Raw genomic sequence first — 22,174 nt, forward strand, 5'->3', positions numbered from 1 at the left:
GGCAGCGCAACAGACCAATCTGTAGGGGGTCAATTTTGGACGCCGATCCCCCGGCTTAGGGGGTCAATATTGCAGGCCGAATGACACTCGGTAAACAGACCACCGCCGATCACAGCAGCAGCAAGAAACGCATATCGCAACAGTTTGTGGTAATCGTAGCGATCTCCCAGCCACCCGCCAACCAGTGCAATCAGCGCGCCTGAGCCATAACATCCTATGGCAAGAGCGGCTTGCCTCGCGGTGAAACCTACCTGTTCACGAAGAAAGCTGGAGTACAGGCCGAGGTAACCAAAGAGAGCCAGGCCCGCGAATACGGTTGCGGCCGCGAGCAGCAGCGGACGGGGCGAAAACACGGTATCCGATACACCCTCTCGCATAGCTGCGACTGACGCTTCTTCGCTCGCTCCGGCCTCGCTGAACCATGGACGCACCATAAGCACCGTAGCGAGAAGAAACGGAATCCCGACCAGCCCGAATACAATGAACGGCATCTGCCAGTCACTGAAATGCAGAATTGCCGCACCGAGATTGGGGCCGACAGTCGCACCAATTCCGAAGACAAAATTCATTGCGCTGGCGGCCATGGCGCGATTTCTGGCAAAGTAGGTTGTCCCGATGGCCAGGATCGCCGTCAACTGCATTGCCTCGCCCAGTCCCGTAATAAACCGGCATAACAGCAGATCGTGCAGTCCGCTAACGTAAGCCGTACACAATGTTGCGCCTGAGAAAATTACGGTGCCCAGGATCGCGACGCCCTTGCGAGGAAGCTTTGCTAGCAGGAAGCCGGCGGGAACGCCGGCGATGCCCATGCCAAGGGTAAATATGGTCGAGGCCAGTCCGATTTCCGGAAGCGAAAGATTCAACGCCTGACGAATGTCAGTCGTGAGCACGAAGAACAGGTTTCTGTCCATCGCGTTCACTCCATAAAGAAGCAAGAGTATTGCGAACATGCCGATCGCGCTCGATGTCCGGCTTGTGGTTGTGCTGTCGGTTGTGACCGCCTCGTCTCGCAGCGTTGATATCGTCATTTGTCTCTTCCCTGTTGTATCGTTGTCGCGGTCTTGCTTTTTCATTCTGCGGCTTCTGACCCCGGCTCGCCCCCCTTTTCAGAACCTGCCCCCGGGAGGACAGCTCTGGGTCAGGAACCACTCGTAAATCTGGTCACCAGTCCAGAACGAAACGCCTTGATGCTGTCCGAAGAAGTCCAGCATCTCCTCGAAATAGCGGATGCGGTGAGCTGCTCCCGAGACGTAGGGGTGGACGCCAAACGCCATGATGCGGACAGACTGTTCACTCTCCGCGTAGAGGCGCGCGAACGCGTCCTTTGCCCGCTTCAGAAGAGCATCTGATTCGTGCTGACCGCTCACCATGACCGTGATGTCGTTGATTTCCACGGTGTAAGGGATTGAGACCAGCGACCGGTGTTTCGTCTTCACCCAAACCGGCTGGTCATCCAGAATCCAGTCGCCGAACCACCTGATCCCGGCAGCCGCCACGTGGTCCAGGGTTTCAAACGTCTGGGTCCTTCCCGGTCCCAGCCAGCCGCTGGCATTACGCCCGAGAAATTGACTCAGTCGTTCGGTCGATTGCCGGATCATGGCCGCCTCGTCGTCCACCCTGTGAATAGGCATCTGCACATAGCAATGCGCCATAAACTCCCAGCCAGCGTCGCGCGCAGCTGTGGGTACTTCCGGGCAGGTATCGCAGACCTTCGCATTGATCGAGATTGTCGGTCTGATCTTGCGCTTTTCGAACGCCTCGAAGAGCCGCCAGAACCCGACACGCATCCCGTATTCGTGCCACGTCCAGTTTGGCATATCCGGAACGGCGCCCGCCGCGCCTCCCGGCGGCGGCGATGCCTGGCGCGGCATCGGCCGTTCGATCTCCCATTCCTCGATATTCACGACCGGCCAGATGATCAGACGTGTACCGTCGGTCGACTTGAGCGGCGATCGACGGAAGGGCGAGCCAAAGTCAAGGCGCTGTCGCGGGTGCATACTTATGTTCCATTGTCCTGTTAGATTTTCCCTTCGCGGCTATCTGCGACGAGCAATGCGTCGAGATCCGGATATCGACGATGCCACCCAGTGGCAGCTTCGTAGCTGCGCGCAATCCGGTAGATTGTTGCTTCGGAGAACGCGGCGCCTGCGATCTGCAGACCGATTGGCAGTCCTTCTTTAGAGAAGCCGATCGGAATTGAGAGCGCCGGCAATCCGAGGAGATTGAAGGGCGTGCGCGCCTGGCGATCGTAGCTGCGATTGATCTCGGCTTCGTCCTCGATTGCACACGGCAGTTCGAGGCTCGACACGCACAGGACCGCGTCAAGCGTTGCCGTCGCATCCGCAAACTCGCGTCGCAATTCCGTACGCGTATCCAGGGCCTTGTTGTAATTTGCTGCCGAAAGCGCCCTGCCCGCGCCGAGCCGCGTTCGACCCCGCTTGCCATAATCATCCGGGCGAGTGTCCAGCCAGGTTTCGTGGATGGCAAAGCTCTCCGCCTGAAGGATCAGCCGACCGCAGTCGACGTACCGCTCAAGTGGTGACAGCTTCACGGGGACAAGGTCCGCGCGCAGTCCCTTAAATACTTCAATGGCATCTGATAACGCTCCCCTGATTTGCGGATCCGCCTGCACTCCGAATTGCTCAAGGATGCCAAGACGGAGCCCGCGTATGCCGTCATTCATGCCATTGTGCAGATCCCGCGACGGGTGCGTCACGCTCTCGGGTTCTTCCGGGTCCTTTGCGAGCAATGGCTCGAGCGCGATTGCGTTGTCTTCCACGCCAACAGTGATCACACCGACATGATCAAGCGAGGGCGAGAGCGGAAATACGCCGGTACGACTTACCGCGCCGAACGTCGGCTTTATCCCGGTGACGCCGCAAGTGGTGGCCGGGTTTCGAACCGATCCTCCGGTGTCGGTGCCAAGGGCAACCGGAACCAGCCGGGCTGCCACGGCGGCGCCGGATCCACTGGACGAGCCGCCAGGATGGCGTTTGATGTCCCAGGGATTTCTCGCCGGCGGCCATGGCAGATCGAAGGAAGGTCCGCCGGTCGCGAATTCATGCAACGCGGTCTTACCAACAACGACGGCCCCGGCCTCGCGAAGCCGCCGGACAGCGAAGCTGTCGCGCTCAGCGATGTGATCCAGCCGGATCTTCGAGTGACCCGAGGTTCTTTGACCCTCGATGTCAAAGATATCCTTGATCGCGACGGGGACGCCATGCAGGAAGCCGCGGTGCCGCCCGCTCACAATCTCCCGCTCAGCGGCGCGAGCGGCGGCGGTTGCTCCCTCCCAATCAACGTCGATGAACGCGTTGATCAACGGATCGTAGCGGTCGATGCGAGACAGGTACGCCTTCAGATACTCGACCGGCGAAAGGCTCTTCGACCGGAACAGATCCGCTATGATGGTCAACGGACTCTCTATGAGCTCGCTATCGGTCACCCGGGTCCCTCGCAAGAGATCAAAGGCACTACGGCCGGACGGTGATCCGTCCGGCATTCCTGGCTCGAATTGGCCCGGGCGACGTTCCCCTGGCCACGTCCGGTTATTGGGCTTCGAAAGCAAAGCCATTGCGCCCGCCCCGGATCCTTCGGGGCCACGGAAAGTGGGCAGGACAGATCAACGTATCGGTTTCGCAGTATTTTTCGAGAAAGGTTCGCCTCGTCACAGCCGAGGCCTCTCGATCGCCATCAAACCTTGGCGAGAACTCGGGATAGCGGACCTGCAACGGAGAATGCATCAGGTCTCCGGAAAACACGACCGCATCTTTTCCACGACCGAATACGTAGGCGTTATGACCCGCAGTGTGTCCGGGTGTAGCCATCACGCGGACATGATCCCCGATCGTAAAGCAGGACTCCGCCAGCTCTGCCCTTCCGGCCTCAACGATGGGAAGAACGCTGTCGACAATTGGCGCAACCGGCGTCTCGGCATTCTTCCTTTCCCAGCTCTCGAACTCGGACTTGCCAAAGATGTACCTGGCGTTCGGAAACGTGGGGACCCAACGGCCATTCTCAAGCCGTGTGTTCCAGCCAACATGGTCCGGATGCAAATGGGTGCACATGACGTAGTCGACATCGCCAACAGAAAAGCCGGCGGCATTCAACGCCCGCATGTAACCGTCGCCCCTCTGCATATTCCAGAGCGGCCGATGACGGGGCTTGTCATTACCAATCCCGCTGTCGATCAGAATCACGTGGTGCGGCGTTCGTACGACGTAAGACTGAAAGCAGAAGATTGCTTCATCGTCGCCGCCGACGGCATCTCCCTCCTTCAGCCAACCCATGTTCTCGGCGAGAACCTCAGCGGAAAGGTCCGGCAACATGTCCCGAAACGCCATGAACGGCGTCTGCTGATCGATGATGCGATGAATTGTGAGGTCATCAACGACGAGTTCCTGGCTCATTCCATTACCTTGTGCATTTGTTCGATGTCTTTTGACGACACGACATTGTTTTCGGAATGAACCGCTATCAAGCAGCTCATTCGCTATGAGACTGCCTACCGGCAGTGAATAATGTCGAGGCGGCGAGCGTCAGGAGCGGGAACGAGGCGATACTGGCCTGCTGGCGCATTGCAGCACGTTCCCGTACGCCAGGGCGTGGAAGTGAAGCCCTGACCAGGCGCAATCACCAGGCCGCGCAGAGCCATGTAGTCAGATAAAGCCCGAGGCCGAACGCGACGTGCGTCATCAGGCTTCTCATGCGGGCGAACTGTGCGTTCGGCACCTTTGACGCCGTGAAACCCATGCCGAAGGCCGGCTGCACTACGTAAAATGGGATCAGAATAGTAACAAGACCGATGATCAGGGGTGGAGCAAGGGTCGGACTACGGGTCCAGGCAGTTCCGCAATATCCGATAAGGATAGCAGCCATGGCGATGCCGAACAGATAATGCACCGTCCAGCCCAAAGGTCGTTCGCCAACGACCCGGTCAGCGTCGTCAATGTTTGCATGTACAAATCGACCGGCCGGGAAAGTGCCTATCCAGCGACCTATGCGAGCATAGTCGATCGGCGCAATTCCGAAGCCGAGCTTCATGAACAGCATCCACAGATCCATCACGGCGGTCCCTCCCGCCCCGATCAGGACCGACTTTGAAACAAGCACCCATCCTTCATTCACGGCACATTCCCCTGTTTGCCTGACAAATGCCATTCGCCCGAACGGCTATTTCTGTTGGCTCACAGGCGCTCTACAGCCCGGAGACACGCGAGTGAACACGCAGGCCCGTGACGGCACTCACAACGCAAAGGAAACAATGACCGAAGGGGGATGAGCCGATGACGACGGCAGGGCCGCTCGCTTGATCGGAGGCATATCAACCGATGTCAGACGCTTCCCGTCCACGAGTTATTTGCGAAATGGTCACGGCGAGAATGAGCGCCGCACCGTTGAACACGTTTGTCACCCAAAGCGGAACACCAAGCATCGACAAGCCCGTAATGCCGGTGCCCAGAAAGTAGACCGCGATCATCGAGCCCCATGCGTTGAATCGGCCAGGCAGTATCATCGTCGCTCCAAGGAAGGCGGCGGCAAATGCCGGTAATAGATAGTTCATTCCAGAATACGGATCAGCCGAGCCGAGCACGCCGGCATAGACAATGCCAGCGGTCGCCGCCAGAACTCCGGAAGTCAACAGCGCACCGATCTGGACACGCGCAATCGGGATACCGTTCCCCAGGATCTCGCCTTTCCGGAGATCAATTGAGGTCGGCTTGAGCATTTTTCCGGCCAAGTTCGACAGACGAGCGAATACGGATGGCGTATCGCACGTTGTCTTCTTCACTCGCGGCGCGCGCGCCATGACGCGACCTACAATCATCTCCACGACCTGGTCATGCGTCGCATCACCCGTTGTCGCCTCTCCCGCAACTACACCATCCCGCAATACCGTGATCTGGTCGGTGATCTGCATAATTTCATCGATACTGTGGGAGATGAACACAACGCTCGAACCGCGAATCGTGATGGATCGAACGAGGCCGAATAGTTGCCCTACGCCTTCTTTCGGCAGGAATGGCGTTGGCTCATCGAGCGCCAGCAGTCCGGGGCGTCCTTCTGGATCGTCGTCTGCTTGTATCTCCTCGAATGCCCGTACGATCGCCAGCAATGCGCGCTCCACAGGCGTGAGACTATCCACTCTTTGCCCTAGCCGAAGCGGAAGATGGAAGCGCTCGAGAGCCCGAGCTGCGCGCTTTTCTTCTTGTCGCCAGTCGATTTTCTACGTTCGGGATGAAGAAAGGCTCGCAAATCGCAAGTTCTTAAGAACCGTAGGCGATGGCACGAGCCCCAGGCGCTGGTGCACGAAGCTCATACCGATTCGACGGAAGTCCCCGGGCTGGACTGGAAGTCTGACCCGCTCACCGTTGAAGTGGAGTTCCCCCACCTTCGTCCGGCTCGTGAAAGCCGGCGAGGATTTTCACGAGCGTCGACTTGCCTGAGCCATTTCGGCCGAGCAATCCATGAACACTTCCGGCCTTTACGGTCAGGGACACCCCGCACAAGGCCTTTGCGCCACCAAACGTCTTGGTAATGTTCTGCAGTCGCAAAACGGGTGGTCGATGAATGCCAGGGGAAACGGGTCCGGCGCCGTCTGGCATCCCAATGAAGTCGGCGAGGCTCATTCCAGCCCCCACAGCTTGCGAAACCCGCTCTTGTATGAGTCTCCATAACCGGTATCGAAGCTCGCGGGCGTCCCGGCGTCCTTCGCATTGGTCTTGTCGAAGATGTAGAGCGGGACATTGAGCGCAGCCGGGCTCTTGAGACCGCACAGATCACGAAGGTGGCCATCGATGGTCGCGTAGGCGATCCAGTCGAGACTTTCCCCGATGTCTATATCCACCAACCCCTGCTGGATGTAGTCCAGCACAAAGGGCGTGCCATTAAAGGTCGCGATCTTTACCTTACCGGCTTTGCCAGTGAGACGCAGAGCCGGCACCACGAATTGCGCCATCGAGTCGAAGATCGGAATGATGGCATTGACCTCGGGGTGCGCCTGGACAACTGATTATACAGCGGGCTGGATTTTTGTGGCCCACTCAGTAACGCCGACATTGATTTCCTGGGCGACCTTGCAGTTCGGGCAATTCGCCGCGAGCCCGGCCTTGATCGCAGCGACCAGAGGCAGAGCGGTCGGTACTTCGTTCATGGTGACCAGCACAACATTGGCTGCACCATCCAGATTGGCGGCGGTCCAGTTTGCGAGGATCTTTCCGACCTCGCCATAGTCGAGTGTCAATGAACTGGATACGAGCGGATCCTGCTTCATTGTCGGATCATAGAAATGGGTTGTCATCACCTTGACACCCGCTTCGGAGGCAGCCTTCACTTGCGGCCGCAGCGTCTGGGGATCAATGCTCGAGACGAGGTCGACGATATCGTACTTGTCCCGTATTGCCTGTTCGAAGCCCTGCACCCATTGGCTGGGCAAGCCCAGGTTCTGCCACTCCCTCACGCGCAGGCCGACAACAGCACCAGCGGCGATTTCCCGATCAATGATTCCCTTGAGAAAGGGGTTCGCGCTGGTATTCGGCATGGCAAGTATCTTCTTGCCTTGGGCGCATTTCCTCGCGTCGAAGTCCGGTCCGGGAGCGCTGAATGGCGCCTTCATCTGGAACGGTACAAGAACTTCCTTTGCTTTCGCGATGCCGTCGGCAACCGCGTCGGCTCTGGCACCTGTACAAGGAAGCGCCGACAACGTGCCAGCCAGCCCGACAACAAGCATCCAACCCGAGCGGCTACCTCGCGATGCACGTCCGGTAGTTCGTTTGATCATCAACATGACGGTCTCCCCCTTTGTTTCGCAGGAGTGTCATTTTGGACCGCAAGACTCGCAATACGGCCACTCGCAGAGAGACCCATGACCGGCAATGACGAATACAATTCATCGCCGACTCGACCGCGTTTTCGGTAGCTCGTAAAATGCCGACGACCATCGCCCTATCAGGCGGATGGCCGTCGTGCATATTGAATTCGGGTAAATCGATCGGACTGCGCTTGAACGGAACAGCGCAGCGCGTGACGTCAGAGCGCCCGGTCAAAGAGAGCGAGCTGTCTTGCCCAAGCCCTCTCTGCCTGGGCCCGATGGAACACGCGACTGTCAATCGCGCACCAGCCGTGCATGGCCCCATCATAGACCTCGATTTCCGCAGCCAGACTGAATGCGGAAAACGCCCCACGCAACCTTTCCTTCTCACGCGGATTTCGTTCGTCGTCGTTCTCGGCGATCGCGAAGAGACACTCGGCTTTCATGAGAGGAACAAGGAGGTGCGGACTGTCGAGCTTGTCCGTTGCCAAGGCTACCCCATGAAACGATGCGCCAGCCCTGATGCGATCCGGAATTGCGGCTGCCGTGATCATCATCATTGGCCCGCCGAGGCAGTAGCCGGCGCAACCGATCCCACGACTTGTATCGACTGATTTTTGCTTGTCGAGCCAGTCGATAAAGATCTTCGCATCGCTCGCCGTCGCGGATTGCGTCAGTGCCTTACCCCACGACGTGATTTTTGCGTTGATATCGGGTTGCCTCCAATCCTCCCCTGGCTTGAGAAACGGCGCCTCTGTATTGCGGTAGAATTGATTGACCACCAGCACGGCGTAGCCCTCTTGGGCTACTCGCTTCGCCATCTCTTCAAAGGCTGGCCGCAGGCCCATCACGTCTGGCCACACCAGGATGCCCGGATACTTTCCTTTTGTCGGAGCCACAAAAAACGAATCTGCGATGCCATCCGGCGTTTCGATGGCTGAGCGCATACCAAACACGGGACTGTAACGCCCCCGCGAGGACTGCTCGAGCCCACCGTGCTTGCCGGAAGAGATATGGCGCCTGGTGGCTCGATAGCGTTCGTTATCGTCGTGGCTTAGTTCATCGCACATTGAGTTTTCCTTCACTTTACCGTCCGTAACTCGGACGTTCGCTGCGCAGTCCTGCAGAGGGATGTCGGGGTAGCGATCTTCGAAAGAGGCGCTACGTTCGCGGCCTTCTTCAGCCCGTCCTGAGCTCCTCGCCCCTGACCGGCCCGGCAGCTGTGACAGTGGCGTCGGGCCGCGTCGGCGACCGGCCGCCACCGCTCACGATCATGCTGACAAGGACGATGGCGACGCCTGCCATCTGGAGACTGCCGAGGCTCTCGCCTGCCAGAAGAACGCCGATGACGGTCGCAGTCACCGGGCTCAACAGCGCAAGCCGCGAAACCGACGTCGTCTCAAGTTTTGAAATGCCCTGGAACCAGAGAATGTAGGTAAGCGCGCAGCCAACGAGCGAAAGGTAAGCAAAACCGGCAAGGTTCGCGCCGTTCAGCGCCGGCATTGGCCATTCAAAAAGAACAGCCACGGGTAACAATACCAGTCCTCCGGCGGTCAACTGCAAGGCCGTAAACGTCAGCAGTGGCACCTCGGGGCTCCATCGCCGCGAGAGCACAACGCCGGTCGCCATGGATGCGGCTGCGACCAGTCCAGCAACAACTCCAATCGCATCCAGGTAGGCGGCCGGAGTAAGCACTGTCATCGCGACGCCTCCGAGTCCGGCAAGAGCCGTTGCAACTGCACGAGTACTTATCGCCCCACCGAGCAGCCAGCGAGATAGAAGGACGACCAGCAATGGTTGCGTCGAGACCACGGTCGCCGCGACGCCTCCTGGCAAGCGATAGGCCGCAGCATAGAGCATCGGGAAGAACAATGAGAAATTGAGGATGCCCAGTACGAGAATGCGGTACCACCAGACCCCGGAAGGAAGGCGCCTTGCAATCGCAAGGAGCAGAAGCCCAGCCGGCAGCGCCCGTGACAGCGCCGCCATAAGCGGATAACCGGGAGGCAGGAAATTCGTTGTGACAAAGTAAGTGGTGCCCCAGGTCACAGGAGCAGCCGCGGCAAGAACATAGTCTGCGGCCCTCCTCTCGCGCCCGGTCATGCGTAGCTCAGCAACTCAGCTACCGGCAGACGCGGCTTCTGCGACCAGGCTTCAGGGGCGATCTGGCCGATCGCGACAAGCATGACGGGTATCTCGTCTGCTGCGAGGTGGAATTCGCGCGCAACACCTGCGGGATCGAACCCGTTCATGGGGCACGTCGCGAGGCCCTCTGAATCTGCGGCAATCATCAACGTGGCTGCGGCCAGACTGACGCTCCGGATTGCCTCGTCGCGCACAGCCTCGGGATTACCGTCATACTTTGCGCGCACAGCGGCCGCCCATTCGGCATCGATACCCCGCGGAAGAACGCTCGCAGCAACCGCCCGCGCAAGATCGGCCTGCAGCCTGTCGGCATCTGGTTTCGTGCCTACCATGATTACAACCGCAGCGGCTTCCGTCACCTTGCTCTGATTATAGGAGACCGCGCGCAAACGCTGCTTGGCTGCGTCGGTATCAGCAACGATAAAACGCCAGTTCTGAAGATGGTAGGCGCTGGGTGCCCGCATCGCGAGACCGATCAGGCGCTCAATGGCCGGACGCTCCAGTTGCAATCCCGGACTAAACAGGCCCGCGGACACGCGCTTTGAGATCAGGTCCTGGACGGGGTTCGACATCTTTGGCTCATTCCTCATAACAATAATGAAGTCATGTCCATATGGCGTTTCCCACCGGACGGTAACCGACGATCCACGCAAGACATTCTTCGTTCCTGGTGAAGAATGCAGGCGTCAGCGACGATCATCGTGAGTTCGAAAAAAAGGGTCCCGCCACCTTTCGGTAGCGGGGCGCTCGGCCGCAGAAGCCCGGCCAAGTCTGGGAGGTCACTATCAAGGACAGAGCCATCGCTGATCGTTGCCACTCGCGGAGCGGATTTGGCGAAACAGCGGGCTTGCGTTGTCTTCAGAATTTCACCGAGACGCCGGTATACAGCGACGACTCGGTACAACTGTGATTATTGGTACCGCCGGTATAACAGACCGTATTGGCCGGATTGCTGTCATCGAGACCAAACTTGTTTTTCCAGTACCGGTAGGCGATCCAGACGTCCACGAAATGGGAATAGTTCGGACCAACAAACGCCTTGCCTGCGTCGAACGTTAAACGGATCGGCTCGCTGTTGATTTCGGTCCGGGTCGTCAGGGTTGGAGACACAGCGCCAGCAGGAGCGCCCGTACCCTTGGGACCGTAGAAGCCGGCCCGGCCGCAGATCGAGAAGAACCGCATGTTCTCCGGCAGGAAGCCCAGATTCATGTCTTAATTCATCTCGACAGCCCAGCTCCCTCGATACTCTACACTTCCGTCAGGTACGTCAGGAAACGGCCCGGCGAACGCGGGGGTATAGTAGGCATTGTGATCCCATTGCTTGTGATACAACGGCGCAATGTTGAAGTAGCCGTTGTAGGGCAGATTGAACGCAAACTGGAGACCAGCAACAGCCTTGCGCGTAGCAAATGCTGGAAAGCTGTTGGCTGTCTGGCCGTCAACGCCGACCTCGAGTGAGATGTTTTGCAGGGGGCCCACCGAAAACACCTTCGTGTTGAAGATCTGATTGAAGCCAAATGTGCTGCGGATCAGTCCGTAAAACTCTGAATATCCAGCGCAGTTAGTGCCAATAACGGGGCACGGATTAGCGGGCGCGTGATGATCAGATTGCTCCAGCAGCAAATTGATGAAGTTCGTGCCGTAGGCCCAGGCGTCGAAGTGCGTAAACGCGTAGACCTGCTTGGCGGTCGTCCCGGGAGTTCCAGGCTGCGTGCCCGCGAACTGATACGCATAGGTCAGACGATTGTCGTTAACAAAGAAGAGCGGCGCCGGATCGGCTGCCGCGACTGGCTTTGCCTTGCCGGGCAAATCGGCTGCAGCAAGTCGACCCGCGCCCGCGACAAGCATCAACGTAGCAACAAATATGCTCTTCAAGATCTTTCGCCCTCATGAACCGCGTGACGACTCGTTTGCCGGTCGTCCTGACGATTTCTGAAGACTTGAATGAGCTCGCCGAAGCCACAACGCGGCCGCCGGTGGATGCAGTCGTGAACGTCAGTGATGAACGACGATCACATGCTTCGAAAAATGGCTACGTGCCCCACCGTCTCTGGGTCGGAGCCGTCGTTGCGTCGTGCATCGGCTTCGATTTCCGGACCCGACGGATTGTGCGTCGGATCACATTCAGCAAGGCAATGATCCCCGCGATTTTAACCGCGGAGATCAGCTGCAATCACACTGTCTGGTTTCGGACAATTCCGGCTCTCCGCGCCTTCTCACGGAATGTTTCGATAGCCTCGTTCGTCGCTTCCGCATCCCAGTCAAAGGGGATGGCAACCACATCTTCGCTGGCCGGCAACAGATGAGGATATGTCGACGTCACACCCGGGCGTCCAAAGAAGATCAGGGCCTCCCCCTTAGTCGCCATCGCCATCTGTGTTCCGTGCGGCGAGCGAACAAAGTCGATAAACAGCCGGGCAGCGCTGGAATGCGGGGCACGATTCAGAATGATCGGCGTAAACGGGATAAGCACTACGCCTTCTTTCGGAAAGATCTGCTGCACCTTGATGCCACGTTCCAGCAGCGCAAGCGTGTCGGCGGGAGTACCGAACATGGTGATCGCATGTTCACCGGAGCCTACCCCCTCGCGCCCGTCTCCTCCCCTCGCGTGGAGTGTGAGTTTGTTCCTGCCCAATTTCTCCAGCCATTCATCTCCCATCGCCTTGGTGATGCCGGCAAGAACGGGCGCTGCGGTCGTGGATACTGCAACATCGATCATCGAAATGGCGCACAGCAATCGAGGATCCGCAAAATCCGACCAGCTCTCCGGCTTGAAGTCTCTGATGCCGTGGCGTTCGACCGACGACGGATTATAGAGCGGGATGAACGTATAGGCGTCAGATACCCAGTAGCCGGGTTCTGACATCCCGTTTCGGTCCGATAGCGAATAGTCGCGATAGAAAGGGGATTCATAGCGCATGATCTCGCCGCGACGGAGCAAGTCACGGTACCAGGCCGGTGACGAGGTCCAGACGACGTCGATCACGTTGCTCTGATTCCGAAGCCCTTCCTCGACGCGCTTGATTATCTCGCCAGTCGGCGTGTAGCTGTACTCGACCTCCAGACTCTCAAGCCCGTAGTAACGCTTGAAGTCCTCGATGATCGGCTCGGCACGATCCGGAGAAAACTGGACACCGATCCACGAAAGGGAACCTTCCCTCTTCGCACTCTCGATCAAGCGTCCGACACGCTCTGCCTCGGCAGGGTCGCTCATGTCAGAAAGAGCCGTCGCGCCTTGCTCCGGGGTCGTAGTCAACCGAGTCGTCATCTGAAGATCCTTTGCCTGAGGTGGATCGACAGACCTATTGCGTTTCCTCCTGGAAATTAATACCAGTACCAGTGAGCCTACTATTTACCTTCGGTGGCGAATATGGATCGTTTTACTGCATTGACGGTCTTCAGAAGGGTTGTGGAGCTGAGCAGCTTTGCTGCCGCCGGACGGCAGCTCGGTCTGTCACCGGCTGCGATAAGCAAGAATATAGGTGAGCTCGAAGCCCACCTTGGCGTCCGACTACTCAACCGAACCACCCGAACTCTCAGCCGCACCGAAGCCGGGATCCAGTATTACGATTCCGTCGTTCGCGCCCTGGACGAGCTTGACGAGGCAGCCGCGGCTCTCGGGCCACTTCAGCGCCGCCCAAGTGGTTTGCTTCGCGTCGCGGTCCCGACCACGCTCACCTTCATGCGGCTGTCCTCGGCGATGCCCCGCTTTCTTGCTCAATATCCCGATCTTTCCGTCGATATGCATACCGACAGTCGTCAGATCAATCTGGTCGAGGACGGATTTGACATCGCAATCCGGGCAACCGAGGCACTGGTGGATTCCAGCCTCGTTGCAAGAAAGCTGACGACAATGCAGCAAGTCGTCTGTGGTTCACCGGCCTACCTTGAGGTTCACGGCCGACCGACACATCCTCGCGACCTGCAAAACCATAATTGTCTCAGATTCACACTGTCCGGCCACGTCGACGAATGGGAGTTCAGCAAGGGTGCAGAGCGGGAGCGTGTCTCTGTCACCGGCCGCTACCGCGCGACGTCGAGCCTTGCGGTTCGCGATGCGATGCGAGCCGGTTGCGGATTAAGTCTGCTGCCCAGTGTCTACATCAAGGACGATCTCGCGGATGGCACCCTCGAGACCGTACTCAACGACTGGACGTCGACGCATTACTCGGTTTACGCCGTATATCCATCCCGCCGTTACGTGCCGGCGAAAGTTCGGGCGTTCCTCGACTTCATCGTTGAGGAACTCGCCGAATAACCGTTCCGAAATACGACTCGTCCCTGTTATCGCTCAGGCCGCCCGGACATTGTCCATGAAGACATCGAGCTCCTGCTGAAGACGGCAACTTTCGGCCGCGAGCATCTGCGCGAGATTCAATACCTGCTCCGAGGCAACTCCCGTGTCCGCGGCACCGCTATCGACCTGACTGATATGCCCGGAGGTTTCTTCGGCGCCACTGGCTGTCATTCGGCCTGCAATATTGCCCCCCCGTATTGCCGCATCTGCGAACGTTACCCTGATGGCGCCATTGCCGATGACGATCCGATGTCGATTGATCGGCCGCGCCAGGTGACTTTCCCGGCTTGCTCGACGAGAGGGGCTGTGGGCGGGTCGGGCCCTAAATAGCCCGAGCCGTCCACAACCCCGGGCAATGGGGCAGCGGTCGTGGCGTCGCCGAACGGACCCTGGGCGACCAACTGTTCGGCAGCCCTCCGTCTGAGCGCCCTCAGCAGACGCTGCACAATCGAATGCTGTCTCTTCCCGAACTCCTCGGGGTATTTCTCGCTCAGCCGGCCGACAATTGCGAGCGCCGTCAGCTGCGGCTGCTCTGCGAGCCAACCTTCGATCGCAGCAATATGCGGGTCGAGCTTCGAGGGCATGCGAATACGCTTTTTGTATCGCCGTTTCGGCCGGCGGTGCGTGGCCCGCACTTCGGCGGTTTTTGCCGCCGTGCCGAGCGATCGGGCAAACGAGAGCGGATCAGCCGGCGATACGGTGGGAACCTTCGCAAGACCGCGCTTGCCGATCCGTTCGCCGAGCTCTTCCTGCGCCGTGCGGATCGTGGCAAGCAATTGTATGGGATCGAGAGTCCGATACGTGTGGCGCAGACGGCGCTTGACCGCTGATGGGAGTTTCGGGTGCCCCAGTGCACGTTCGTATGGTGTGGCAGGCGGATGATAGCGTTATCTTGGCACCCTCGCGGCGCTTCTCTTTGAGCTTGAATGACGGCTGGAAGAAGTTCACCAGCAGGTGCGCCGCCGCGTAGAGACGTGCCATTACGCGGGCCGTCTCGACCCCGTCGAAGCGCCCGTATCCGACGAGCCGCCGGACCACCGCACCGTTCTTCTGCTCCACGAAAGCCTGATCGTTCTTTTTGTAGGCACGTGACCGCGTTACCTCGATCTTCTGTGCTCGGCACCATGGAACGACGACGTCGTTCATGAACGCGCTGTCGTTATCGAAGTCGGCGCCACAGATCACCCACGGGAACAGGCCCTGTGCTCGCGTCATCGCTTCCACGACGAGGCTGCCATCGCGTGTCACCAGGGGCAGGTATTCCGTCCATCCTGTTGCGATGTCCACCATGGTCAAAGTCTGGATAAACGAGCAGGCGACGCTGGTCCCACCGTGCGCGACCATGTCGATCTCGCAAAAGCCTGGCGCGGGTTTGCCCAGTCATTGAAAGTGCGGATCGGCACCTCGCGTCGAAACGCCGAGTAGAATCCGACTCGCCGCCGGCGCCCCCCAGCAGCCGCAATTTTAACGTCGATCAACATCCGATCGATCGTCGCCGCGCTCAGAGTTGTCAGCAGCGCACGCTCTGCGCTCGTTGGCTTCGGCCGGCCATGCCGCTCGAGTGCGGGCAACAGCACTGGGATCATCGATACGAGGCGCTTACCGCAGACGCGATCGGAGGCTTCCCACAGCGCGATCAGCGCGTCGCGCACGCTGGCGTATTTGCGTCGCCGACTTGTCGCTGGTTCGGTTGGGCTCGTTGCCCCTTCGTCCAGTGGTGGTCTGGGCCTGTCCCTTCCGGCAACCGACAGTGCTCGCACCGCGTGCTTGCGGTGCCAACCCGTCGTCGCTGTCAACTCGTCAAGGATCCGTCCCTTCTCAACTCGTCCAGCCGCACGGTAGCGCCTCGCCACCACGGCCAACACCTCGCGCCTTGCGCCCATGCTGATCCCGCTCGCCATTGGCGCCACCGACCTGATTCGGTAACGCCGCCCCAGTCATCAGCGGGATTGTTCGGTAACATTTTCGATGAGGCAATGCGCCTGCCAGTGCACGCGTAGCGCACACAAAGCGGTGCGTCGCCCGGAGGAAGTCCAATCATGCTGCCCCGGAAGCGGTTGCCGGCCGACCGAGCGGCACGTCCTTGGTGACCAGCCGGTAGGCCTCCTCGATCGAATGCAGCCCGTGCTTCTCGACGATGACTTGCATCTGCTCGTCGGCCATCGCTATCTCGACCCAGCCGGGACACGATATTGGTTCGCGCGCCCTTGCGGCCCTAGTCGCGCGCCAGCGATTTGCCGAAGCCGATGCAGGCGTGCTTCATCGTCACATAGCCGGCCGCATCGGGGCCCGCGAACAGAACACCACGACGGCGCCTTTTTGCGCGATCAGATCGGGAAGACTTTAGCGCGCGCAGACAAAGGCGGCGTCAAGATTGAGCCGGGTCGCCAGCGACCATGTCTCATCGGTCATCGAGATTGTCGGACCGACGCCATGGCCGCCGGCATTGGCGATCAGGATGTCCGCCCTGCCGAACTTGCCGTGGATCTCCTTCAAGGCCGCCCGCACCGCGACGCTGTCGGCCGCCTCCGCCTGCACGACGAAACAACCGGTCTCGTCAGCCAACGCTTGCAGCGGCTCCCGCCGCCGGCCCATGACGGTAACGTTGGCGCCCTCCGACGCAAGCCGCCGTGCGACGGCCGCTCCTATTCCGGTGCCACCACCCGTTACCAAGGCAGTTCGTCCGCCAAATCTCATGTGTTCGCCTCGCCCCCGATGCCGCCTGCGTTGTCGTCGAGCCGGACAACAAACTGCTACCCGAAGATCTCTCGTTGCTGTCAGTTAGACCTACCGGGCCAAGTACGTCTTGGACTCAAGCGCAGCTATGCGAGGACGTGGGCGCGCACGGCGGTTCCGCTAAAATTCATTGCCTTAGCGGGCCAACAGTCCGGGCCCTTCAGCCAGAACCGAGGCAGCGCTCGGACCATCCGCGCGGCAGTACGAAAAGAAAGCCATCAGCGTGAAGGGCGAAGTCAATCATGCCTCATGTCGCCTTACACCGGACGGCCTGCCCCCCTGCTCAGAAGAATTACTTAGAAAGATCCTAGGGACACTTTGAACGGAAGCCGTATTTTCCTCCCCTGTCCGTGAACCCCGGCACGGCTCGCTTAGGTTGGCAGGGCCTTGTTTTCGCACCTGGACCCAATCTCGGAGGTCGCCACATGACGCAAAATCACGTCTGGTACGTCTCCTTCGTCGATGAACGCGACGCTCCACCCGAAAGGCATGCGCGAAGGACTACGACCTTCAAATCCGAGCAGGAAGCAAAGCAGTTCACCAGGACGCTGGCGCAGGACCGGAGAATCAAGAGCCTTTCGGCCGGAACGATCAACCCGCACCAGCCAAAACGCGTCGTCGGATCCAGAGAAATCGCCCAGTGGCTCGGCGACACTTAGGGCGCGCACTCAAGAATTTCGTCGATGTCCGCTTCGGACTCTAGCAAACCCCGCCTTGGATCAAACCAAAGCGCGGAACCGCAAATTTAACGTGGAGACCGCAGACATCGACGAAGCATCATTGTCCGCATGTCCACGATGGGCTCCAATAACGTTGTCGGAGATGTGATCCGCCGCCCTGCGCGCGACGCTTTTCAGGAGCCTAGCGGCAAGAGCGCGCTTCGCAGCGTCGCGCTCGAAATCCCCATCAATCCAGTGAAGGGGTCATCCAACTCCAGGACCAGAAAGATTGCACCGGCAAACGACAGCGCGCCGGTGAGCAGAGAGACCGCGACGACCAGATTGACCCGCGCGAACAGGGTGATGCTCACGAAGATCGCGCTAAGTCAAAACACCATGATGATCAGGAACGGCGTTGGAATTGAACTGCCTCCTTGCGTAAACAATTGCAGCCGTATCCGAGCTACTTCGGTGAACGCCTCAATGGCGCGCGATTGCAAGGAGTGCTCCGTGTCGTTTTGGGGCGTCAGGCGTTGCAGCTCGCTATCGAATGCCAACCCCTCCGCGGTGGACACAAAACGGGCTGGTTCGCCCACCGGATTGACCTGCTCATGCCAGACGCGGTCGGCCAGGGGCGGAATGCCCTGCCGTAGAAGCTTGCGGAGCGATACCGCTTCCCCACCATATTGCGCGAGCAGATCGTCCAGAATGAGTATGTTGGCGGTCATTTGCCTGACCTGATTGGTCTTCTGATCGAACGTATTCTTCGCGGAAGCAATCAACAGACCGAGCACGAGCGCTGTCAGTGTGCCAATCAGGCCAGCAGTCAGCTTCACCACGTCTCTAGTATCGGCGTGTAGATGATGTTCTGACAAAAGAGGCCGGACAGCTATCCCACCCAGAGCACCGCCTGATATCAAGGCGAGCGCAAGGAGCGAAATCAATAGGTCCTTCATATCGAGCTCTCTTCGCTTGGTGGCGGAGCCGCGGCCGGCGAGATCGAGAACGTAATCCAGGCATTCCATCCCTCCGGCCGGTTCTCCGCCGCGAACTCCTTGTAGCCCTTCAGGTTCAGATATCCCTGCATGACCTCGACCGGAAAGATGAATCCGATCTGCGGCCCGACACCGAGAATGCGCGACTCGAACTCGCCGAGTATCGGTGCCTGGCCGCTATCGGCGCTGATTTCCTGTTCGACCTGACGCGCTTCATGGTATTCCCCTCGCTCAAGCCGCCGAGGCGACGGAAGGTTTATTCGCAAGCATCGTTCGTCGATCGTGAATCAAGCTCTCAAGCCGGTGAGCTGCGACATTCAGGGTCGCATCGTCTACCGCGTTCTCGTCGCCGCGAGCCGCTTTGGCTCGTTGAGTTCCGAGAATGCCGTCGATTTCTTCTTCGATATCCGACAGTTCGGCTTCGGTCGCTGCCTTGCGAATTCGGCGACCCAGCGCATAAAGAGAGTCCAGCGGGCCTTCACTTTTCAGGCCGCCGAGCCCGAGAAATTTCCAGGCGGCGGCAAGCACGGTCGCCGCGCCTCCCAGAATCATTGGCGTGAGATAAATCCAGTTGCCGTATTCATCCATGAAACTCTGCTGGGTGCTGTTGTAGACAGCCGACGCCCCAGGATGCAGCGGAAGGTAGGCATCCTGGTCAGTGCTGGGCGCGGTGATCTGCGCGAAGATCGGATCCTCGATCATGAGGTCCCGACGCACCTTCATGATCGTTTGCGTGAGCGATGCAATCAGATCTGAGCTGAGCTTTTTATGCGCCACCAGGTACAGGGAAGCCCTCAACGTCGTCAGGTCGTCCTCGGGAATCGGCGGCGCTCCGCGCAACGTGCCTTTGGGCACATCGTAGCTTTCGTAAGCCCGTTGAGCTTCGGCGATTGCCGCGGCCGACTCAATTGGGATCAGCACGAGCGATGATTTCGGACTTTGCGGAAAGAATCCGCGCAGCAGGGAAAGGTATTTCCCTGCCAAAGGCATCACAATAAGGAGCGCATTGACTTCCTTGGCTTGAATGGCGCGCCGGACATCCGGCAAAGCGATATCCTTGAACACTTTCTCACGATCAAACCCGTATTGCGTGCTCAGTACGTCGACAATTTTCTTGTTGGCGTCTCCGCCGACGACGCCAACGCGGCGGCCCTTCAACTTATCCATGCTGTCGATGCTCGACCCCGGCGGCGCGACGATAAGCAGGGCCACATGGCTGACGACCACAACGGCTTGGGCCTGAGACAGATCGCCGACATCGCCGCGAACCACCGCGAGATCCGCCTTGCCCGCTGAGAATGCGTTGGCCGCTTCAAGCGCCGTCCCGGTGTCGATGACCTTCAACCGCACCGGCGCGTTTGTCGAAACAAGCTGACCGGCGATGGCTGACATTGCCTTTGCAGCCTCGCCGTCAATCGAGCCTACCGCCACGCTCAGCGTTGCCGGACGCGTATAGTACCGGTAGGCAAGCAGGCTTGCGCCGGATGCGAGAGCTGCGACACCAAGCAGCAGGACAAAACGAAGCCACAGCGGCAATTTCAGCGAAACCATGCCCGTACCCCCCAGGACGCGGAGCGATTGCCGCCCATCATGCCGCGATGAAAGGCGCTGATATTCCAGATGCCGACATCGTCTGCCATGATCATGACGGTGTTGGGCTTTTTCTTGCTGGCGTCTGCGATGCTGCGGTCGCGCCGAACGCAAGCGGAAGCGCCATCATCGCTGTTGCGAGACATCTGCTCTTGATCATCGTTGTATCCTACCCTTCCAGAAATGGCTGTCCGATGCTCACGATCCGCTGGCATCTCTGACGATGCATCTGAACCCGACGTAGATCGTCGACGTGTCGACCGGCTGTGCATGACGCGCGGCCGGCCGATAGTGGCGGCAGCAGTTCGGCGCGCACAAATGCGAGCCGCCCTTGATGACTTTGCGGGGATTTGCGGGTGGCAGGGGTCGTAGCTGCCAGCCTCCGGCCCGTCGCGCGGGTTTTCCGGAATGCAGCACGCTTTCGGTGCGTCGCCGGGGTGCCCGGTTGAATACCAGTCGGCCGTCCAATCCCAGACATTGCCGATGATGTCGAAAGGGCCAAAACCGTTCGGGGCAAACGCGTCGATCAGGCGGGCTGAAGACGAGTGAACTCGCCTTGAGCATGTGCGGCAGCGCTCCCGGATAATCTTTCGGATCAGGTGCAATCTCGGCAAAGGTGACGTAACCGGTCGCCTCGACAAACTCGCGAAACTGCCGGTTGGTCACCGGCGTACGATCGATCCAAAAGCCGTCGACAGAGACGCGATGAACCGGCGCATCTTCCGGATAATGCCCGTCCGATCCCATGCGGAACGTGCCGCCGGGAATCAGCAGCAAGGTGCCGCGCTGCAGGTCAGCAACCGACAAAGACCTCGTTTCGGCGAGACTCATGAGGCGTTCGATCGTGTTCAGATCGCGCAGCATTTTTCTCTCCCTGGCCGGAGCACCACGAAGTTTTGCTGTCGATTAAATTCCATACCGGCGCCCTCGAGAGAGCCGGCAGCCAATTGAGCGTCGAATAGATTCTGAGCGATTTAAGATTATCGTCCGAAAGACATCAGCGGCTCGAACGATTGTCTGCTAGGAATACTGCACCCGATATGATACGGGGGGCAAGCGCGATTATCTTCGTGGTTGCGCAATGCGATAATGCTCTGACGGTACGTCAATCGGGCCAGGCGAATGCCGGTCGTAGTTGTCACCATCCGGCTCTCGTATCGAGACAAGATCAGTCTCCTGGAAAGTATATATCGTCATTCGACCGCCTGGCACTTTGGCATGCCGGAGGCCGATGCGGCCATGGCCTCCATTGAAGGAGCTGCATATGTTCAACCTGAGCCGATCGACTGCGTTGTGCGCCTTTCTGGCTTGCGGCGGGCTCCTCCTGCCTTCGCACGCGCAGGCCTTCGATTTGAACGGCGCTTGGGCGACGAGCGCCGACCAGTGCGGCAAGGTTTTCGTCAAAAAAGGTGATCAAATCAATTTTGCTCAGTACTCCGAAGAGTTCGGTGGCGGCTTTGTCGCGGCCGGAAGCGAAATCAAAACGAAGGCCGCCCGATGCGCGGTCAAGTCGCGGAAAGAGACGGGTGACACTATCGATCTTCATGCCGCGTGCGCTTCGGAAATCATGGCGTCGAGCATTCATCTCCGAATAAAAATCCTCGATGACAACAGCTTGTCCCGTGTTTTCCAGGATCCGGATCTCGAGGGAATGGAAATGAGTTTCTACCGTTGTTCCATGTAGAGCTTCGATTTCCGCCTTGGGTCATTTTCGGCGGTATCAGCGGAGATTGTCCGCTGGCTGATGTCCGCTTCTGCCCGGCAAACGTCCAACCGGGGCGTGGCGTAAGCGTTGCTTCTGGCCAGCCTCCCTGTGATTCAAGCTTCCAAACTGGGGGCTCGAATCATGCGCTACGAATTCGCCGATCATAAATGGATCGCCATCAAGCCTATGCTGCCGAACAAGTCCCGTGGCGTCCCTCGGGTTGACGACCGCCGTATT

Annotated in this window: 22 protein-coding genes and 5 pseudogenes; 4 read left to right on the forward strand and 23 right to left on the reverse strand. The window is 59.1% G+C overall.

Annotated features, from left to right (window positions below):
- Positions 1-29 precede the first annotated feature (29 nt).
- The 14 genes and pseudogenes from HAP47_RS26335 to HAP47_RS26405 form a co-directional block, all read right to left on the reverse strand.
- Positions 30-1,073: an MFS transporter gene (locus HAP47_RS26335; RefSeq protein WP_210285358.1), complete on the reverse strand. Its 1,044-nt coding sequence runs from the start codon at positions 1,071-1,073 to the stop codon at positions 30-32.
- Between the two features lie 33 nt (positions 1,074-1,106).
- Positions 1,107-1,997, reverse strand: coding sequence for a polysaccharide deacetylase family protein (locus HAP47_RS26340; RefSeq protein ID WP_173642107.1), 891 nt, complete (start codon positions 1,995-1,997; stop codon positions 1,107-1,109).
- Between the two features lie 20 nt (positions 1,998-2,017).
- On the reverse strand, positions 2,018-3,415 hold the full coding sequence (locus HAP47_RS26345) for an amidase (protein WP_173642106.1): 1,398 nt from the start codon (positions 3,413-3,415) through the stop codon (positions 2,018-2,020).
- A 133-nt stretch (positions 3,416-3,548) separates the two neighbouring features.
- A complete protein-coding gene (locus HAP47_RS26350) occupies positions 3,549-4,409 on the reverse strand; it encodes an MBL fold metallo-hydrolase (protein WP_173642105.1) in 861 nt (286 codons plus the stop codon).
- Positions 4,410-4,632: 223 nt separating this feature from the next.
- Positions 4,633-5,127 (reverse strand): DUF2938 domain-containing protein, encoded by a 495-nt coding sequence (locus HAP47_RS26355; protein WP_173642104.1) that lies wholly within the window; start codon positions 5,125-5,127, stop codon positions 4,633-4,635.
- Positions 5,128-5,323: 196 nt separating this feature from the next.
- Complete coding sequence (locus HAP47_RS26360; RefSeq protein ID WP_210285356.1) at positions 5,324-6,115, reverse strand: ABC transporter permease subunit; 792 nt, start codon at positions 6,113-6,115, stop codon at positions 5,324-5,326.
- A gap of 250 nt (positions 6,116-6,365) precedes the next feature.
- Positions 6,366-6,629, reverse strand: a complete 264-nt coding sequence (locus HAP47_RS26365) for an ATP-binding cassette domain-containing protein (protein WP_173642103.1) — start codon at positions 6,627-6,629, stop codon at positions 6,366-6,368.
- Positions 6,626-6,958, reverse strand: coding sequence for a hypothetical protein (locus HAP47_RS26370; RefSeq protein ID WP_210285355.1), 333 nt, complete (start codon positions 6,956-6,958; stop codon positions 6,626-6,628). Before HAP47_RS26370 ends, HAP47_RS26365 begins: the two co-directional genes overlap by 4 nt.
- Before the next feature lie 54 nt (positions 6,959-7,012).
- Positions 7,013-7,786 carry a sugar ABC transporter substrate-binding protein gene (locus tag HAP47_RS26375; RefSeq protein WP_210285354.1) on the reverse strand — a complete coding sequence of 258 codons (774 nt, stop codon included), beginning with the start codon at positions 7,784-7,786 and terminating at the stop codon, positions 7,013-7,015.
- A 242-nt stretch (positions 7,787-8,028) separates the two neighbouring features.
- A complete protein-coding gene (locus tag HAP47_RS26380; protein ID WP_173642102.1) occupies positions 8,029-8,880 on the reverse strand; it encodes a dienelactone hydrolase family protein in 852 nt (283 codons plus the stop codon).
- A gap of 109 nt (positions 8,881-8,989) precedes the next feature.
- A complete protein-coding gene (locus tag HAP47_RS26385) occupies positions 8,990-9,913 on the reverse strand; it encodes a DMT family transporter (protein WP_173642101.1) in 924 nt (307 codons plus the stop codon).
- Positions 9,910-10,527, reverse strand: coding sequence for a nitroreductase family protein (locus HAP47_RS26390; protein WP_173642100.1), 618 nt, complete (start codon positions 10,525-10,527; stop codon positions 9,910-9,912). Before HAP47_RS26390 ends, HAP47_RS26385 begins: the two co-directional genes overlap by 4 nt.
- 286 nt (positions 10,528-10,813) lie before the next feature.
- A pseudogene (locus HAP47_RS41645) lies at positions 10,814-11,803 on the reverse strand (hypothetical protein).
- A 325-nt stretch (positions 11,804-12,128) separates the two neighbouring features.
- Complete coding sequence (locus tag HAP47_RS26405; protein WP_173642099.1) at positions 12,129-13,223, reverse strand: ABC transporter substrate-binding protein; 1,095 nt, start codon at positions 13,221-13,223, stop codon at positions 12,129-12,131.
- 102 nt (positions 13,224-13,325) lie between these two features.
- Here HAP47_RS26405 and HAP47_RS26410 point away from each other — a divergent pair, with 102 nt between their 5' ends.
- The gene (locus HAP47_RS26410) at positions 13,326-14,213 is read left to right on the forward strand and encodes a LysR family transcriptional regulator (protein WP_173642098.1); all 888 of its coding nucleotides are present in this window, start codon (positions 13,326-13,328) and stop codon (positions 14,211-14,213) included.
- 33 nt (positions 14,214-14,246) lie between these two features.
- Here HAP47_RS26410 and HAP47_RS26415 read toward each other — a convergent pair whose 3' ends face one another.
- The 3 genes and pseudogenes from HAP47_RS26415 to HAP47_RS26425 form a co-directional block, all read right to left on the reverse strand.
- Positions 14,247-14,423: a hypothetical protein gene (locus HAP47_RS26415; protein WP_173642097.1), complete on the reverse strand. Its 177-nt coding sequence runs from the start codon at positions 14,421-14,423 to the stop codon at positions 14,247-14,249.
- Positions 14,424-14,467: 44 nt separating this feature from the next.
- Positions 14,468-15,028, reverse strand: a complete 561-nt coding sequence (locus tag HAP47_RS26420; RefSeq protein WP_173642096.1) for a hypothetical protein — start codon at positions 15,026-15,028, stop codon at positions 14,468-14,470.
- Between the two features lie 1,264 nt (positions 15,029-16,292).
- Positions 16,293-16,949: pseudogene (locus tag HAP47_RS26425) on the reverse strand (SDR family NAD(P)-dependent oxidoreductase); the annotation flags it as partial.
- A 464-nt stretch (positions 16,950-17,413) separates the two neighbouring features.
- Between HAP47_RS26425 and HAP47_RS26430 the strand changes: the two are divergent.
- Positions 17,414-17,647 carry a hypothetical protein gene (locus HAP47_RS26430; RefSeq protein WP_173642094.1) on the forward strand — a complete coding sequence of 78 codons (234 nt, stop codon included), beginning with the start codon at positions 17,414-17,416 and terminating at the stop codon, positions 17,645-17,647.
- 194 nt (positions 17,648-17,841) lie between these two features.
- On the opposite strand, the gene HAP47_RS26435 is transcribed toward HAP47_RS26430, so the two are convergent.
- The 6 genes and pseudogenes from HAP47_RS26435 to HAP47_RS26460 all read right to left on the reverse strand — a co-directional run bounded on the left by HAP47_RS26435 (position 17,842) and on the right by HAP47_RS26460 (position 21,063).
- On the reverse strand, positions 17,842-18,018 hold the full coding sequence (locus tag HAP47_RS26435; protein ID WP_173642093.1) for a hypothetical protein: 177 nt from the start codon (positions 18,016-18,018) through the stop codon (positions 17,842-17,844).
- A 15-nt stretch (positions 18,019-18,033) separates the two neighbouring features.
- Positions 18,034-18,603, reverse strand: a complete 570-nt coding sequence (locus HAP47_RS26440) for a bestrophin-like domain (RefSeq protein WP_173642092.1) — start codon at positions 18,601-18,603, stop codon at positions 18,034-18,036.
- A pseudogene (locus HAP47_RS26445) lies at positions 18,600-18,824 on the reverse strand (transporter); the annotation flags it as partial. The gene HAP47_RS26440 and the pseudogene HAP47_RS26445, both read right to left, overlap by 4 nt.
- Before the next feature lie 49 nt (positions 18,825-18,873).
- A complete protein-coding gene (locus tag HAP47_RS26450; protein ID WP_173642091.1) occupies positions 18,874-20,193 on the reverse strand; it encodes a TAXI family TRAP transporter solute-binding subunit in 1,320 nt (439 codons plus the stop codon).
- Complete coding sequence (locus tag HAP47_RS26455) at positions 20,181-20,447, reverse strand: hypothetical protein (protein ID WP_173640768.1); 267 nt, start codon at positions 20,445-20,447, stop codon at positions 20,181-20,183. The genes HAP47_RS26450 and HAP47_RS26455 overlap by 13 nt, the downstream gene beginning before the upstream one ends.
- Positions 20,431-21,063, reverse strand: a pseudogene (locus HAP47_RS26460) (formylglycine-generating enzyme family protein). The gene HAP47_RS26455 and the pseudogene HAP47_RS26460 overlap by 17 nt, the downstream one beginning before the upstream one ends.
- Before the next feature lie 433 nt (positions 21,064-21,496).
- Here HAP47_RS26460 and HAP47_RS26465 point away from each other — a divergent pair.
- Complete coding sequence (locus tag HAP47_RS26465; RefSeq protein ID WP_231168390.1) at positions 21,497-21,916, forward strand: hypothetical protein; 420 nt, start codon at positions 21,497-21,499, stop codon at positions 21,914-21,916.
- 162 nt (positions 21,917-22,078) lie between these two features.
- Positions 22,079-22,174, forward strand: a pseudogene (locus HAP47_RS26470) (IS5/IS1182 family transposase); the annotation flags it as partial.

It is taken from the genome of Bradyrhizobium sp. 41S5 (assembly GCF_011516665.3).
GTDB lineage: Bacteria > Pseudomonadota > Alphaproteobacteria > Rhizobiales > Xanthobacteraceae > Bradyrhizobium > Bradyrhizobium quebecense.